We start from the raw sequence: 16,806 nt of genomic DNA on the forward strand, positions 1-16,806 counted from the left end.
TCTAGCAACAGACCGAGTAAAAGTAAGCTTTAGATCTTGGCTTTTAGTTTAGTCTGTCTTCTTTCATCTAGACTCTAACTATCGGTATCTCAATAGATTCCACCACTTGCGTGGGTCGTGGACTTGCACCACCGGTCGGGACTTTCACCCTGCCATGAAGACAACAAACTTATTTATCAAATTTCACATACTATACTAATCTACGTTTTTTAATCTGTCAACTTCCTCATGAGACAATTCTCGGTACATTCCTGAAATAAGAGAATCAAGTGTAAGAAAAGCATATTTCTCGCGAGCTAATTTCTCTACCTGGTGGTGAACAGCCTTGAACATTCTTTTTACCTGGTGATACTGGCCTTCATGAATTGTCAATTGCACTATTTGATTATTCTTTTTACGATCTGTTCTAATAACCTTAACTTTTGCGGGAGCACAGCGATGGCGATCAATTTTAACTCCATGCTTCAGCTGACTGATTTCATCAGGCGTAAGAATGCCAGAAATCTTAGCAACATAAACCTTAGCAACATTGTTTCGCGGATGCATCAGTAAATTGGCTAATTCACCATCATTGGTCATTAAAAGCAGCCCTGAAGTATCATAATCCAGTCTACCAATTGGATAGAGACGATAAGGCAAATTTTTAAAATAATCAACCACCGTTTTTCTGCCTTTATCATCATTAGCAGTTGAAACTACTCCTCGTGGTTTGTAAAAGAGATAAGTATGCAAACTCTCTCGTTCAATTGGTTCACCATCAACCGTGATGTTACTGAAGGTATCCACTTTAGTACCAAGTTTAGTTACCACGTTACCATCAACAGTGACTCGGCCTTCCGTAATCATTTTTTCAGCCTTGCGCCTGGAAGCAATACCCGCTTCAGCAATTACTTTTTGCAACCGTTCTAAAACCATTATTTTTCTCCTTTTTGAGTTTTGGCAATATTTTTATCAGCTTGACCCTTAGCTGCAAACAAATCTATTTCGCCTTCACTATTAATGCTATCATCTTCAAAATCTTCTATTAGTGGTAAATCAGCTAAACTATGATACCCGAAATACTGCAAAAAATACTCACTCGTTATGTATAAATTAGGATGACCGGGAGCATCTTTTTTTCCATTAATTTTTACCAGTCCACGCCAAATCAGCGTCTGTAAGGCTCCAGATGAATTAACACCCCTGATGTCATCTATTTCTACACGAGTGATCGGCTGGCGATAGGCAATAATAGATAAAATTTCTAGCGCTGATTGGCTTAAGCTCTTAGATAAATCTTTTTGAAAAAAGTTTTCAATTATCTTGCCTGCCTCTGGCCTGGTGGTCAGTTTGTAAATATCATTGAGATGCTGGATTTGTAACCCTGAATCAGGATTTTTTTGTAGTTTTTCCCGTAAATTTTTGCTGAGTTCGCGCAATGCAGGTTTACCAACCTGCAAAAGTTCGCATAAGTTGCTGGTGTCAATACCATTATCACCGGCAACATATAATAGCGCTTCTAACTGCGCCATTTTATTTATCATTACTTCCAACTCTTTCCAAATTCAGGTCACCAAACGTCCTCTTTTGTTTTACCCGAATTTCCTGATTTTTACAAAGTTCAAGCAGGGCCAAAAACAGACCAATAATATCAGATAAAGTTTCCATTTTTTGACAACAAGCAAAAAAGCTTATCTGCTTATTCCTCATCAATTCTTTTCGCAAAAAGGCACTCATTTCTTTGACAGAAGTTTCTTTAACTTCAACTGAAACAATATCAGGCTGTCTAATTTTCATCCTTTGTAAAACAATAACGAAAGTATTAGCTAACTCTATCGAAGTAATTTGTCCTTTGGGCAATGGCTGAATTTTTTTACTTTCTGGTACGCTTTCCTCTTTAGCGGCAGTGATCGGTACTTCCTCATTGCGCTTTTTAAAGTATGCTGATACTTTTTTAAAAACTGAATAAGTAATAAGCTGCTGCACTAACTCATCCCTTGGGTCTTCTTGTTCATCATTACCCTCAGTAAAGTCATTTTGCGGGAGAAGAGATTGAGATTTGATTCGCAAGAGCATTGACGACATAACAAAATATTCACCGGCAATTTTTAAATTAAGCCTTTGCATTTGATGTAAATAAGCCAGATATTGGCTGGTAATTTGAGCTATGGGAATATCATAAATATCAATCTTTTGCACTTTTATTAAATGTAACAACAAATCCAAGGGTCCTTCAAAGTTAGGCAGCTCAAGAGTAAGACTATCACTCATTTTTCAGTACCTTTTTTCAAATACTTAATAAGATAGATATATTCCGGAACAGCCGTAATAACTTTGCTGGGACTGTTTTGTGCCAACTCTTGAACGGCTCTGGCTTCGTATTTAGCTTGACGATAATCGGGAGCAAAAGAGATGTAACGAATAATTACAAAGTGTTTGCTTATCTGTGTACCTATTACACCGATAAAATTGGGAGCTTTATAACGATAGAGATACAAGCAAAACTCAGCGCTACTTTTGTTTAATTGAATTTCATCCTTGAGATTGGCCAGGTTTTTAAAATCAGGCAAATAAGATAGTAATCCCATAGCTACCTTTTCTTTATCATTTTTGCATTCAATTAGCATTTAATCACCTTATGTCCGCGGATGCGTTTTTTCGTAAACTTGTAAAATATGTTTCTGGGACAAATTTGTATAAATTTGAGTTGTACTGATGTCTGAATGCCCTAAAATTTCTTGGACAACACGTAAATCTGCCCCATTTTCCAGTAAATGTGTTGCAAATGTGTGTCTTAAAGTGTGTGGAGTGACATTTTTTTGAATACCAGCCATTTTACAGTAGTGCTTAATAATTTGCCAAACTGCTTGTCTTGTTAATGAAGTACCTCTGCTATTAAGAAAAATAAAATCATTATTTCTACCGCTCTTTAATATTAAAGGGTCACGAACCTTTTCTTTATAACTGTCAATCCAAGATAAAGCTACTTCGCTAATTGGAATCAATCGCTCTTTTGATCCTTTGCCAAAAATTTTGACCAATTTCAGTTCTTCATGCAAATCGGTAAATTTAAGATTAATTAATTCACTCACTCTTATTCCCGTAGCATACAGAGTTTCAAGTAAAGCCCTATCACGCAAGCCTAACTTCTTTTTAGTATCAGGTTGCTCAAGCAAATTATTAACTTCACTAACTGTCAAAGCCACGGGCAAAGTATGACGCTTTTTAGGAGAATCAATTTCGAGCATTGGGTTTAACTTTTGAATATTTTGTCTCACCAGCCACTGATAGAATTTACGCAAACTGGTTATTAAACGGCTAATAGAACTTGTGGCTTTATTTTGATCGCGCTGCTCTGCCAAAAAAGCATCAATGTCAAGGGCTTGAGTCGGCCAAGAAGTAAAATTTTCCTGTTGAAGAAAACGAATGAAAGAAGTTAAATCCTGCCTGTAGGCTGTTATCGTATTATTACTAAGGCCACGTTCAACCTGACTATATCTCAAATAATCTTCAACTTGCTCTGATAAATTAATCTTTTTCGGCATTTTCTGGATCCTTTATCAGGGAGATAGAGCCAGCAGCCTTATCCTCCACTATATATTTAGCTTTAAGTAAATGGCCTAAAGCTCGCTTAAAGGCCGATTTAGAAATACCAAAATAATTTTTGATATCCTGTGCGTCAGATTTATCGTAAAAAGGTAAGGTTTTATCTTTTTTCCTGCGCAAACTCATTAAAATCATTTGTGCATCATCATCAATTTCCTCGAAAGCTCGTGGCAAAGTACTTAGATTCAAGCGACCATATTGGCTAATACCAACCACCCTGCCACTGAATTGCTCGCCTAAACGCAAGGGACGCGTCATTTGTGTTGGATGGACAAAACCTAAATAATATTCTTTAGTGATTATAAATGCCCCTACTTCACGAGACGCATATACGGTACCAAAAATATCTTTATTTTTCATATCGTCAGGAAAATGAGCTGCTAACTGTTCGAAAATATTTTCGTCTGCCAGTTTTGCCCAAATACGATTTTTCTCATCTGTTTCCAGGTGAACCAAAAGCTGATCTTCAGGTTGGGGCCAACACTCTTTATCATAAGGTAAGTCGTCCATTGAAATTACAACATCTTTATCGGGTAAGCCAATATCTACGAAAACACCCAGGTTATATTTTACTTCAGTGACTTTACTCCAGCCATATTGATCTTGTTGAGCAAAAGGCAAAAATTGCGTCATTTCTCGATTGTGCTGCTTATCATCGTATAAAAATCCCCTGATTTGATCTCCAAGCTGTGGCTTTTCTTCCTGTGTAATTTCTTTTTTCTTCAGTTCATATGTAATTCCGTCAATTTGAACAAAAAAAGAATCTTCGTTTTGGTCTATTATTTTTCCAGTTGCAATTGTGCCAAGCATGATTTTTCTCCTACATCTAGAATGGGATCTGATAACAAGTATATCATTTTAAAGGAATAAATTGACATTAGTCAATCTAAATTTGCTTCTGATTTTTCCTAAAATTTAAATCATACAAAAATAGCCAGTAACAAGCACTGGCTATTTTAATGCTTAATTTTTAATTAAAGGTTTGAAACTTCACCTTGATAGATTGCGCCGCGACGAGCATCAACAGTAATAGTAATACCACTGCCAATCTTTTCTGTTGCATCAGTAACTCCAACTACAACTGGAATACCTAATGATAAACCGACAACAGCAGCGTGTGAAGTCAAACCAGATGCTTCAACAACTAAACCTGAAGCCTTCTTAATTGCAGGCATGTAATCAGGATCAGTAGTTTTTGCTACCATGATATCTCCCTCTTTAACCTTGCTAATAGCTTCTTCAGCACTGTTAACCACAACTGTCTTACCGACAACAGAGCCATTACCAACGCCAAGTCCCTGAGCTAACTTGCTACCGATAATCTGCAGCTTCATCAAGTTGGTGGTACCTGAGTCGCCAACAGGTACACCGGCAACGATAATAACAAGATCACCATCTTTAACGTAGCCTTGTTCTTTAGCAACTTTAGCTGCTACATCAAACATATCATCAGTAGAAGCTGGTTTATCAGTCAACAGAGGCTGAACACCCCAAGAAATACCAAGTGAGTGTTGGATCTTTTCATCAAAAGTTAATGCCAAAATGTTTGCGTTCGGACGATACTTGGAAATCATTCTCGCAGTGTAGCCAGAATTAGTAGCTGTAATAATAGTCTTAACGCCTAATTCTTGGGCTGTCCGCACAACTGATTCACCAATAGCCTCAGTAACGTTTGAACCTTTATATTCTTCAAATCTTTGAAGAGCTAAAGTATTACGCTTAAGAAGTTCTTGTTCAGTTCTTTCATCAATTTCAGCCATTGCAGAAACAGCTTTAACCGGGTACAAACCATTAGCGGATTCACCAGAAAGCATAGTGGCATCAGTACCATCAAGTACAGCGTTAGCTACGTCTGAAACTTCAGCACGAGTTGGACGAGGATTTTCTTGCATTGAGTCAAGCATTTGAGTAGCGGTAATTACTGGCTTACCAAGTGCGTTTGCCCTCTTAATTAAATCTTTTTGAACAAACGGCACATCAATAAATGGAATCTCAACACCCATGTCACCACGAGCAACCATCAAGCCATCTGAAACTTGTAAGATTTCATCGGCATTATCAATACCTTCTTGTGATTCAATCTTAGGATAAATCTTAACATAATCACAGCCAGCATCTTCACAGAGCTTACGGATATCAAGAATATCTTGCGCCTTGCGTGCAAACGAAGCAAAGATAAAGTTAATGCCGTGAGCCAAACCAAACTTGATGTCATCAGCATCTTTTTCGGTAATTCCTGGGAGGCGAATTTCTACGCCAGGTGCATTAACACCCTTCTTAGAACCGATAACACCCGTGTTTTGGGCTTCACAAACTAATTCTTTCTTTTCTTCATCTTTTTCTTTAATTAATAAGTCAACTAAACCATCATCAATTAAAACGTGACCACCAACGTGAGTATCACCATAAAGACCTTCGTATGTAACGTGAATCATGTCCTTGTTACCAGGCTTAGAATCATCCATTGACACCCGAATTTGATCTCCAGTATTAATGGTAAACTTGCCACCTTCTTGATCAGTGGTTCTAATCTCAGCACCTTTGGTATCCAATGCTATACCAAGTACTAAACCAGTTTCTTTTTCAACTTGGCGAACCATTTTCATCCGTGATAGGTGTTCAGCGTGGTCACCATGTGAAAAGTTGAAACGAAATACATTTACGCCTGACTTAGCCAAAGCTGTAATAGTTTCAATATCATTTGAAGCTGGCCCTAAGGTACTAACAATTTTAGTTTTCTTCATTATGTAAAATTCTCCTCAAAATCGACTAATTATTTAGTCATTTCTTCATTTATATCAATTAACGATTCTTCACTGGCATGTTTTTCATCAAAAAGATCAAGAATATCATGGGTTTCTAATTTTCCATTCTCCATGCCGACAGCTAAACCGCCTTTACCATCAAGAAGTAACTTGACCGCATAATTTCCCATCTTTGTGGCATTAATCCTATCAGTAACCGTTGGTGCACCACCACGCTGCATGTGACCAATTACATTTGCCCTGCAATCGAATTCGCCGTATTTTAAAAGTTCAGTTCTAAAATCAGCGGCATCCATCACACCTTCAGCTAATATGATAATGCCATTGTCTTTGCCATCTTTAAAACCGCGCTTTAATCTTTCAGCAATTGCTTTAATGTCATAACTTCTTTCTGGAACAACAATTGCATCTGCACCACTTGCTAAACCTACACGCATAGCAATGTCACCACAATTGCGTCCCATAACATTAACAACAAAAACGCGGTGATGACTGCTGGCAGTATCACGAATTCTGTCGATAGCTTGCATTGCCGTATTGCAGGCAGTATCAAGTCCAATAGTATACTCAGTATATGGAATATCATTGTCAATGGTTCCTGGCAAACCAATTGAGTTAATTCCCAACCGAGTTAATGCCAGCGCACCATGATAAGAACCATCACCGCCGATAACAATTACAGTATCAATGTCATGCTTTTTTAACTGTTCCACCCCTTTTTCTTGCACTTCTTTTTGTGCAAACTCAGGGTAGCGGGCACTGTAAAGAAAAGTACCACCAGCGCTAATCATATGGTCAACATTTTCGCTAGTTAAGGTAACAAAGTCACCTGCTACAAGCCCAGCATAACCATAACGGATACCAACAACACCAAGTCCGTGATGAATAGCAGTTTTTGTAACAGCCCTTACAGCTGCATTCATACCAGGAGCATCGCCACCGCTCGTTAAAATTCCAATTCGCTTCATGAATTCACCTCATCAAGATTTATTGTGTAATTTCTCACATCCACTAAATTTTAACATTCTTTCATGAAAAAATCTCACAAAAAATGATTAAAATTCTTGATTTGACGGTCTTTTTCAATGTTAGCGTTAACATCAACTATTTGTTTACGCTTACTCAAAAAATTACTCTTTTAAATTTACAACCTTTAAATTAGTTAGAATATATTGTTTTTTACTCGAGTCGAAACGATCATTTTGAACTTTAATACCTAATAGATAAATATTACCCTCCTTTAAATTCGATTGAATTTTATCATAAACATTAGGAAAGATTACAATATCCTGCTTACTGTTTGTATCAGCAAAACTACCAAAAGCCATTGTTTGACCTTTTTTGGTCCTCACAAGTTTTAATGACATCAGTTTGCCGACAGCTATTCCCCCATCATTTATTTCAAATTCATTTAGCGGCTTAGCATTAAACTTCTGAGCATATTTTTGCACGGTAATTAATGGAGAAGTGAGTGTAGAAAAACCTAAAGTTTTTTCTTCCATCAGAGCCATTTCTTGTTTGCTGGGTTCCTCAGCGGGCTTAATGGGAACGCCACCTAAGCCTTCTGATAAAGCAAGATTTTCTCCAGTTAATTTAACGTTCTCAATTATTTCAGAGCAATTTTGTAATAGCTCGTTACGATTTTTGTTAAGGCGGTCAAAACATCCCGATTTGATTAAAGATTCAACCACATTTGTAATGCTGTTGGTTTTAATAAATTTGGGATCAATCTGACGTAAAAAACCGCTAAGAGAATCAAAGGGTTGAGTTTGCCGCTTGGCAATTATTTCTTTAAGAAAATCTATTCTAATTCCTTTAATTGCACGCAAGCCCACTAAAATTCGCCCATCAATTACCTGATAAGCTAAGTCACTTTTGTTAATGTCAGGTGGCATAATTTTAACGCCATCTTCTTGAGCGCGCATTATATATTCATTCGCCTTATTTTGATTACCAATATTAGAATTAAGCATAGAGGCATAAAATTCAGCTGGATAATGAACTTGTAAATATGCAAGCCAAAATGCGATCATCGTATAAGCAACAGCATGTGATCGGTTGAAACCATAATTGGCAAATTGCTCAATATAGTCATATACACGGGTCGCAACCTGAACAGTCCTGCCGTTTTTTACTGCACCGTTGATAAATTTAGATTTTTCCTGTTCAATAACCTTTTGCTCTTTTTTTGACATTGCTCTACGTAAAATGTCGGCTTCTCCTAAAGAAAAGCCAGCCAGAACTCGGGCAGTTTGCATGACTTGCTCTTGGTAGACTAAAATGCCGTATGTTGAGGACAAAATAGGTTTTAAGCTGGGGTCAGGATATGTGACTTTCTGTGTGCCTTTCTTGCGTGCAATAAAATTCTTAATATTCTGCATTGGACCTGGACGATAAAGTGCATTGACTGCTACCAAATCTTCAAAATTATCTGGATGCAATTCACGCAGAACATTGCGAATTCCACCTGATTCAAATTGAAAGACGAGTTCTGTTTCACCCTTTTGAAAAATACTTAAAGTAGCTGGATCATCTAGAGGGATCTGACTAACATCGATCTTTTTTCCTTGCTCGCGGATCATTTTCTCCGTATCACCAAGAATAGTTAAATTTCTTAAACCCAAAAAATCTATTTTTAACAATCCCAATGACTCGACATATTTTTTGGTTTGCTGAGTTATGGGTATTCCCAATTGTCCTGATTGCAAGCCAGCAATAGCAGCAATAGAATTATCGCTAAGAACTAAACCGGCAGCATGGATTGAATAGTGGCGGGGCAAGCCTTCCAAGCCACTTGCAGTTTCATAAAGCAACTTATTGATATCATTTGCGTTCACCAGCATTTGCATTTTTTTGGATTCTTTATAAGCCTGAGCAAGACTAATTTTGCCCTTTGCAAAAGGTACGCTTTTAGACCATTCACTTAATTGCATTTCTTGGAGACCAAATACTCTGCCTGTATCTCGCAAAACTTGCTTAGCTGCCAGAGTCCCAAAAGTGAGGATCTGAGCAGCATGATCCATGCCATATTTATTAAACATATATTTTATCACGTCATCACGACGATTATCTGGTATATCCAAATCAATATCAGGCATTTCATGTCTGGCGGGATTTAAAAAACGCTCAAAAAGCAAGTTATATTTAATTGGATCAACCTCTGTAATATTTAAAGAATATGAAACTAACGAGCCACAAGCTGAACCCCTGCCTGGGCCCATCGTAATCCCTACTCGATGACAGTAGTTTACAACATCCCAAACAATCAAAAAGTAATCATTAAAACCCATTTTATCTATTACTTGTAATTCATAATTTAGCTGTTTTTGATAATTAGCAGGAACTTTATGTTGACCAAAGCGTCTTTGTAAACCCTTTTGAGCCAAAAATTGCAGATAATCTTTGGAAGTTGAAAATTGGTCTTGCTTAAATTTAGGCAAAACTGGTGTTTGAAATATAATTTTTGCATTGCACATAGAAGCAATTTTTTCTGTATTTTCTAAAGCTTCATCTAAACCTAATTTATGGTAGCGTTCGCTCAATTCCTCAATAGCAGGCAAATAATGTGAGCCAGATTGTTTAGCTAAATCTGTGATATCTTGCAAAACTGCGCCTTTTTTAATAGCTTGTAAAGTTTTTCGCAAGAATTGGTCACGAGGTTTTAAATAACAGGTATCCTCAACGCTAACTAATGGTAAATTAAACTGCTTTGACAGAGCTTTGATATAGTGAATATAATTTTCCTGCTTTTCACTGCCATATACTCCGATATATAAGGAACTAGATTTAGGAATCAAGTCAACTAACTGACGCAAAAAATCTGTTCCTAAAGACTCATTCTGCATCTGCAAGTTTAATAACTCACTGTGCAAATTTGCCGGTATAATAAATATCAAATCATTTAAATCCTTGGTCAAATCTACCATAGTTAAAATTTTTTGCTTACTGCCATTGTCTGTCAAAAGGTTAATTCTGCTGGATAAACGCAAGATATTGCGGTAACCCTCATCAGTCTTTGCTAAAGCAATAAGATCATATTGGTGAGCACTGTCAATTAATCCGTTTAATCTTAATTGCATCCCTAAGAGTGGCTTAATACCAACTTTTTGAGCAACTTCAAAAAAATTAACTAGTCCATAGGTTACATTAATATCAGTTAAACCCACAGCCCCATAACCTAATTTTTTTGCAGTAGTCAGTAAGTCCTTAATTTTTATTGGACTGTCTAAAAGCGTAAAAGAGCTAAGGTTTTGCAATGCAGCGAATTTCATATTCAGGTCACCTTCCATATAAATAAGTATACCAAAAACCTGTCTTTTGGATTGAAAACGTGCATAATATTTGTTAAAATTCAATGGTATGAAAGAAGGAAACGCTATGGGTCGTTATATCGTAACTATTTGCTGGAGCGTTGTTTACATGCTAATTGTAGGTTTTATTGCCGCTCCTTTAACCCAACATGTTTTTAATCTAAGTGAAGCTGCCGTTGTCGGTTTGATTTTTGGTTTGTTATTTGCAGCCATCATCCCCACAATTACGGCTCATTCTCATAAAGACAAAAGTAAGTATTCAAAACTTAAATAACTAAAAAAGTCATTAGCTGATAGCTGATGACTTTTTAATTATCTAAAACGATAATTTCGTGAAAAATTAACTTTTGGATGACCTTTAGTCAGAAACTCTTTGAACATTTCCACATAATCTTTAGCCAAAGTTTTTTCAATCTTGTTAACGCCGTATTCTGGATAGAAACCGCCTCCCATAGCACGATAATTATTAACGGCCAGGCGATATTTTTTTTGCTCTAAAATTGGTTGTCCGTTTAATTCAAACTTAGTTAAGCGATTCCCAACAGGTCTTAGAATATCCGCTTCATAATTAAGCGGGTAAAAAACATCAAAGTTAAAAAGCTGATTGCGATAATGAGGGTCAAACGTAATGTTGCCCCTGTTATCCTTGATTAAAAATTTTAGTGAATATTCGACAATATGGCGTAATTCTTTCCCGGTTACTTTAACTATACACAATTGATTAGCAAAAGGATAATTTAGCAAAATATCACGCATTGAAACATTTTTATTAAATCCATGAGCAGTTTCACTCATCAAAGCTGTTGCTGAAACATCAGCCTTTGTAAAATAAAGTTGCAGGTCTTGTAATAAATTAATAAATGGTGAACCCTTAATTCTTGCTTCATTTGCATTCAAAATAAGAGCAGGTTCATCTAAATAAGCAATTGGCTGGTCAAGCCATTTTTGTGCTTGCCGCTCCACAGATAAACTGGAAATATTAATTTTGCGATCGGGTTCATAGTCTTGAGCGTCAATTAATTCAGTAGACATTGACTTTATTTCTTTACTTTGCTGGTCAAAATCCAGCACTATCTTGCCAATGGCTTCCCCGCGATAACCTGGTTGCACAATGGCAGTTTTGCGTGCGACTAGACTTAGTCTACGGTGTTGATGTCCTGTCAGCATTACATCAATATCAGGAATTTTCTGTAAAATACGATATCCTTCATTTTCTCCTGTGTGTGGCTCCTTGCGTGTTCCTGTGTGAAGATCAGCTTCAAAGCCGCCATGATAAAGCACAGCCAAGACATCAACTTTAGGCCTTAAAAAAGCTGCTATCTGCTTAACCTGCTCAAAAGCAGATTTAAATTTTAATCCCGCAACGTGGTCTGCTGGCTCCCAAAACGGTACCCGTTGGGTAGTAATACCAACAATTCCCACCTTTATACCGTTTTTATTGATAATGATATAATCTTGTCCAAAGGCCGGCAGATCATTTTTTTCAGCCAATATATTGCTATTTAAAAAAGTAGCTTTACTATAAGCTAAATATTTTTTTAAATAGCCTAATCCAAAATTAAAGTCATGATTGCCTAAACATCTGACATCGTACCCGATGAGATTATAGCAATCTGCAAATGCTTTTAAATTAGCATCATTATTTGACTCATGTACATAAGCCGCTAAAGGTGAACCTTGAAGACAATCACCTGAATCGGTCACAATTACATTTTCAGCCCCATATTTATTGCGCTGCTGTTTTATTATGCTACTTACTCTGGCCAGTCCATAAGGAGCAGCATAACTATTTTTTTCTTGATAGTCCGTGGGAAAAATAAAGCCATGAATATCACTTGAATGTAAGAATACGAGTTTCATTTCACCTTTTCCTCTTGCTAGATAGGGAATTACTTGATTTTTTAGAATAAAAAAAGACACCCGCTTTTGGTGTCTTTTAATTATTGATTGTCATTTGCGTTAGTTTGACTAACAACTTGACGACCCTTGTAATATCCTTTAGGTGAAACGCGGTGGCTTAAGCGATATTCACCAGTGGTTGCATCATAGTGCATTGCTGGTACAGTTAACTTAATATGACCACGACGTGAACGTTTCTTTTGCTTAGAAGTATGTCTTTTAGGAACTGCCATTTAACTGATCTCCTTTTTTGTAGAATTACGATTTTAGGTTACTTAAAAGTACCCAAAATACTTCACGTTTGTTAATGATACTATTGTATCCCAAATAAATCAAGCTATATTAGTTATTCTTGTCTTGATTATGACCATAAGAACCCCAAAAATAGCCAATTAAAACTCCAATAATGATCATAACTACTAAAATAATGATCAAAGGTAATTTAAATTGGAATAAACCAAAATTAATGGCAACATTGTTAGTATTTAAAACCACGAAAATTACTGCCAATAAGGTTAAAATTAACGTAAAAATGAGCTTAATCTGTCTAGTTTTACTTTTCATACCTTGCACTACTTTCTAGAAGCAAACTTAAGCGACAATTTATCACCTATTGTTGGAAACAGGTTATATAATTTAGCTAATATTGCTAAACTAACTGGTAAATTAAGCTCGCGCTTATTACTGCCAAAGAAATGAACTACTTGCCAGGCAACATCATCTGGATCCAGTATAAATTTTTGTACGCTGTCAGCATAATGCCCGCTTTTATCAGCAATATTAAAGAAATTAGTGTAAACAGGGCCCGGATTAACCGTCATGACCTTAACTCCAAATGGCTTTAATTCTAAACGCAAAACGTTTGAAAATTGGATTACAGCTGCTTTTGATGCACTATATGCAGCTGACTTTACAGTCGGAACTTTTCCTGCAATTGAACCAATATTAATAATTTGACCAGACTTTTGTTCCATCATTAATCGACCAACAAGTCGGCTAAAATACATTAAGCCTAAAACATTAACTTGAAACATGGCTGTAACTTCCCGGCGGTTTGATTCCACAAAGTTTTCAAATTTGCCAAAACCCGCACAATTAACTAAATAGTCTACGTGTTTAGTTAATTTAATAATTTTTGTAAAAGCAGCATCTATCTGGTCGCTTTGACTCATGTCAGTCACTATAGTATAAGAGTCAGCTCCTGACAACTCATGTGCTTCAGAAGCAACTTTTTCCAGCTTTGCCTTATTTCTGGCAATTAAAATAACTGTTGCTCCTCTGCCGGCACTTTCCAATGCGATAGAATGGCCTATTCCACTTGAAGCTCCTGTTATTACAACTACTTTATTTCTAAGAGAATCACTCATCTTTTTCTCCTTTCATCGGGATTACAATTCGGTCGAAATCATTAGCTAATCTTGTATTTGCAAATATTTTTCGTGCCTGGTTTTCCAATTTTTTGGCTTTAACACCTAAATATCTAGCGGAAATATGATTTAAATATAAGCGTTTTACATTGTTATCACGCGCGATCTTCGCTGCTTCAACTGCCGTAGAATGATAATATGAATGAGCTAAATCAGCCTCATTACCGGCAAAAGTAGATTCATGTACCAAAACATCCGCATTCTGTGCAAGTTGAGCTATTGCAGGAGTGGCACGCGTATCATAAATAATAGTAACAATTCTACCTTTTTTGTTAGGACCCAAAAAATCATTTCCATCTAATATAGTACCATTATCCAGAGCAATTTTTTCACCATTTTTAAGTTTACCAAGTAAAGGACCATTAGGTACATTATATTGCGCTAGTTTATCCATTAAAAGTTCTCCTGGATGGTCAGCTTCAACTACCCGAAAGCCAAAACTAGGAACGCGATGGGCTAATTTTTCTGTATAAACCCTAAAACCTTTTCCCTGATAGATTAATCCGCCTTCATCTAGCACAACAAATTTAATAGGATAGCTAATTTTTGTTCGTGAAATTTTTAAAGCTGTCCTTACAAATTGCTCTAAGCCTGCTGGACCGTATATAGTAATCGGCCCAACATCCCCTTGAAATGATCTTGTTGCGAGCAATCCTGGCAAGCCAAAAATATGATCCCCATGATTGTGAGAAATAAATATTTTAGTGACTTTACGCAATCTAATATTTGTTCGTAAAATTTGATGCTGTGTTGCTTCTCCCACATCAAATAACCAAATTTCATTGATCTCATCAAGCATTTTTAGCGCAATACTTGATACATTACGTTTCTTTGAAGGTTGTCCTGCTCCAGTTCCTAAAAATTGTAACTCCATACTCTACCTATCTAATACTTAGCATTTTCCACTATTTTTTTGACAATTAAAGCACTGTAGTGCTTTGATCCTATTGGTGTTGGGTGCGTTTTATCTTCGTAAAACCAATTTGGGTGCTTTTCAGCATATGAATGCCAATTAATCACCTTAAAATTATGGTATTTTTTCGCAGCTTCATTCAATAAGTTATTAACCTGATTTTGCCATGGTTTGGCCGGTACATAGGTGTTTATCCAAAATACTTGTCTTTTATGTCCTAACTGTTTCATTAAATCATCTATATCAGACATTTTAAAGGGGCCATTGGTACCCAAACCTATTAATACATTCTTTCCTAAAACATTTTCATTCTGATAATGCTTTAATAAAGCGAACGAAACATTCAGTTGACGTGAAATAGCCGCATCAATCACAGCCTTAGGCATTAGATCTTTTAAATCATTGCTAGAGCCGGCCATAACTGAATCACCAATAGCAGTTAAATCAATTTTACGTGCTAATTGAATTTCAATTTGCGAAATACCAAATTGCTCAAAAGACTTTTTTATTGGATGTTTCTTGGCTGCTTGTTTAGCTTCCTTTATTAGTTTAGCCTTTTTTTGCTCTCTCGGACTAATCTTGTGGTATTCCTTAATTAACTCATTATTATCTTTTCTTTGTTGCTCGCGATTTGCTCTAATCCTGCGTGCCAACTGGCTTTGATTGAAATTTTGGGCCTTTGCAGCAGGAGAAATTAAAATTGCAATGCTACCGGTTAAAAAAATCAAACCTGCAAGAACCGCTTTCGCTTTTTGAAAATAATTTTTTGATTTTTCATCAAAAATTTGCTGCAGATATATTTTGATTTTTGACCAGGAAATTTTGCCACATGGTCGTTCTACCAATCTGTATGCCAGCTCACTTAAAATAACTATTAAAACTAGCTCAATAAAACGATAAAGTAAAACATGATCTGCCATATTAGAAACTTTATCCTCAAAAAAGATCATTACTGGAAACTGATAAAGATAAATTTCGTAACTTCTCGAACCAATCCAATTAAAAACAGGATTCGTTAACCATTTATTCCAGTGACTTCCTGGATGAGCAATCACACCCACCAATATTGTTGTAAACCACGTGAACAAAAACATTCCGCCCAAATAAGTAAATGCATTCTCTGCATTCATTACGGGAGAAAGAAATAAAAATATCATTTCACAAAAAGAAATCAGACCAATAATATCTAACGTAATAGAATCATTACGCTTGATATTGCTCTTCAACTTATCCAGTGGCCAAATCACAGCAAGTGCAGCACCCAGGCCCAAAGAAAAGAATCTGGTGTCTGTCCCATAATAAATGTGATTAATATCAACTCCAGTGCTAAACATTATTGCCATTTCAACTGCTGAAAGCACAGATAAAATTAGTAAAATACTAAAAATATTTTTTCTCTTTTTGCCATATTTCACTAACAAAAAAATAACTATCGGCCATAGTATGTAAAATTGACCGTTAATTGACATTGTCCATAAATGGACAAATGGAGATTCGTTAGCGGCAAAGCGTTCAAAGTAACTCTGACCATTTAAAATCTGCCAAAAATTATAAACGTTAAGCAGGTTGGCCATAACTATTTGACCAAGTTTGACAAGCAAATTACGTTGAAATAAAACAATATATGCTGCAGAAAGCCATAGTACTGCAATCAATGGTGGATATATTTTTTTAATTCTACTCAAATAAAACTTTTTATTGTTATAAAAGCCCTTTTCTTCATATGACTTTAGTATTTGGCAAGTTACCAGGTAACCTGATAAAACAAAAAAAATCGGTACGCCAAGATATCCGCCCACAAAAGTATTAGGATCGAAGTGATAAAGAATCACGCCGATTACTGCCAAAGCTCTAAGTCCAGAATATCCTGTAATATATCGATTTTTTGCCATTTTTTCAAAACTTTT

General features: G+C 36.2%; 16 protein-coding genes and 1 riboswitch. Of the genes, 1 reads left to right on the plus strand and 15 read right to left on the minus strand.

All coding sequences use genetic code 11. The features are described 5' to 3' along the window. Positions 1-51 precede the first annotated feature (51 nt). Positions 52-166, minus strand: a riboswitch (FMN riboswitch). Positions 167-195: 29 nt separating this feature from the next. The 9 genes from AAA926_RS01905 to AAA926_RS01945 form a co-directional block, all read right to left on the minus strand. Continuing rightward, the gene (locus AAA926_RS01905) at positions 196-915 is read right to left on the minus strand and encodes a pseudouridine synthase (RefSeq protein ID WP_198179299.1); all 720 of its coding nucleotides are present in this window, start codon (positions 913-915) and stop codon (positions 196-198) included. Then, a complete protein-coding gene (scpB, locus tag AAA926_RS01910) occupies positions 915-1,523 on the minus strand; it encodes an SMC-Scp complex subunit ScpB (protein WP_338211722.1) in 609 nt (202 codons plus the stop codon). Before scpB ends, AAA926_RS01905 begins: the two co-directional genes overlap by 1 nt. Then, positions 1,513-2,250 carry a segregation and condensation protein A gene (locus AAA926_RS01915; protein ID WP_338211723.1) on the minus strand — a complete coding sequence of 246 codons (738 nt, stop codon included), beginning with the start codon at positions 2,248-2,250 and terminating at the stop codon, positions 1,513-1,515. The genes scpB and AAA926_RS01915 overlap by 11 nt, the downstream gene beginning before the upstream one ends. After that, complete coding sequence (locus AAA926_RS01920; RefSeq protein ID WP_198179302.1) at positions 2,247-2,606, minus strand: reductase; 360 nt, start codon at positions 2,604-2,606, stop codon at positions 2,247-2,249. The genes AAA926_RS01915 and AAA926_RS01920 overlap by 4 nt, the downstream gene beginning before the upstream one ends. A gap of 9 nt (positions 2,607-2,615) precedes the next feature. Then, the gene (xerD, locus tag AAA926_RS01925) at positions 2,616-3,524 is read right to left on the minus strand and encodes a site-specific tyrosine recombinase XerD (RefSeq protein WP_198179303.1); all 909 of its coding nucleotides are present in this window, start codon (positions 3,522-3,524) and stop codon (positions 2,616-2,618) included. Then, positions 3,508-4,395: a CvfB family protein gene (locus AAA926_RS01930; protein WP_198179304.1), complete on the minus strand. Its 888-nt coding sequence runs from the start codon at positions 4,393-4,395 to the stop codon at positions 3,508-3,510. Before AAA926_RS01930 ends, xerD begins: the two co-directional genes overlap by 17 nt. Before the next feature lie 164 nt (positions 4,396-4,559). Continuing rightward, entirely contained in the window at positions 4,560-6,329 is a 1,770-nt protein-coding gene (pyk, locus tag AAA926_RS01935) for a pyruvate kinase (protein WP_198179306.1), read from the minus strand. A gap of 29 nt (positions 6,330-6,358) precedes the next feature. After that, a complete protein-coding gene (gene pfkA, locus AAA926_RS01940) occupies positions 6,359-7,318 on the minus strand; it encodes a 6-phosphofructokinase (protein ID WP_198179308.1) in 960 nt (319 codons plus the stop codon). A 162-nt stretch (positions 7,319-7,480) separates the two neighbouring features. Continuing rightward, a complete protein-coding gene (locus tag AAA926_RS01945; RefSeq protein ID WP_198179310.1) occupies positions 7,481-10,621 on the minus strand; it encodes a DNA polymerase III subunit alpha in 3,141 nt (1,046 codons plus the stop codon). 106 nt (positions 10,622-10,727) lie between these two features. On the opposite strand from AAA926_RS01945, the gene AAA926_RS01950 reads away from it, so the two are divergent. Beyond that, entirely contained in the window at positions 10,728-10,934 is a 207-nt protein-coding gene (locus AAA926_RS01950; RefSeq protein ID WP_198179312.1) for a YjzD family protein, read from the plus strand. Between the two features lie 38 nt (positions 10,935-10,972). Here the strand turns inward: AAA926_RS01950 and AAA926_RS01955 are convergent, their stop codons facing one another. From AAA926_RS01955 to AAA926_RS01980, 6 genes are all read right to left on the minus strand, one after another. Beyond that, positions 10,973-12,520 (minus strand): bifunctional metallophosphatase/5'-nucleotidase, encoded by a 1,548-nt coding sequence (locus AAA926_RS01955; protein WP_198179314.1) that lies wholly within the window; start codon positions 12,518-12,520, stop codon positions 10,973-10,975. A gap of 80 nt (positions 12,521-12,600) precedes the next feature. After that, positions 12,601-12,792, minus strand: coding sequence for a 50S ribosomal protein L32 (gene rpmF, locus AAA926_RS01960; protein ID WP_198179316.1), 192 nt, complete (start codon positions 12,790-12,792; stop codon positions 12,601-12,603). A gap of 109 nt (positions 12,793-12,901) precedes the next feature. Further along, entirely contained in the window at positions 12,902-13,123 is a 222-nt protein-coding gene (locus AAA926_RS01965; RefSeq protein WP_046332059.1) for a lipopolysaccharide assembly protein LapA domain-containing protein, read from the minus strand. An 8-nt stretch (positions 13,124-13,131) separates the two neighbouring features. Next, the gene (locus AAA926_RS01970; RefSeq protein WP_338206506.1) at positions 13,132-13,926 is read right to left on the minus strand and encodes an SDR family NAD(P)-dependent oxidoreductase; all 795 of its coding nucleotides are present in this window, start codon (positions 13,924-13,926) and stop codon (positions 13,132-13,134) included. Beyond that, positions 13,919-14,860 carry a ribonuclease Z gene (rnz, locus tag AAA926_RS01975; protein ID WP_338206507.1) on the minus strand — a complete coding sequence of 314 codons (942 nt, stop codon included), beginning with the start codon at positions 14,858-14,860 and terminating at the stop codon, positions 13,919-13,921. The genes AAA926_RS01970 and rnz overlap by 8 nt, the downstream gene beginning before the upstream one ends. Positions 14,861-14,871: 11 nt before the next feature. Next, positions 14,872-16,791, minus strand: coding sequence for an acyltransferase family protein (locus AAA926_RS01980; RefSeq protein WP_338206508.1), 1,920 nt, complete (start codon positions 16,789-16,791; stop codon positions 14,872-14,874). Positions 16,792-16,806: the final 15 nt, after the last annotated feature.

Origin of the sequence: Lactobacillus juensis, from assembly GCF_036246285.1 — a bacterium.
GTDB lineage: Bacteria > Bacillota > Bacilli > Lactobacillales > Lactobacillaceae > Lactobacillus > Lactobacillus juensis.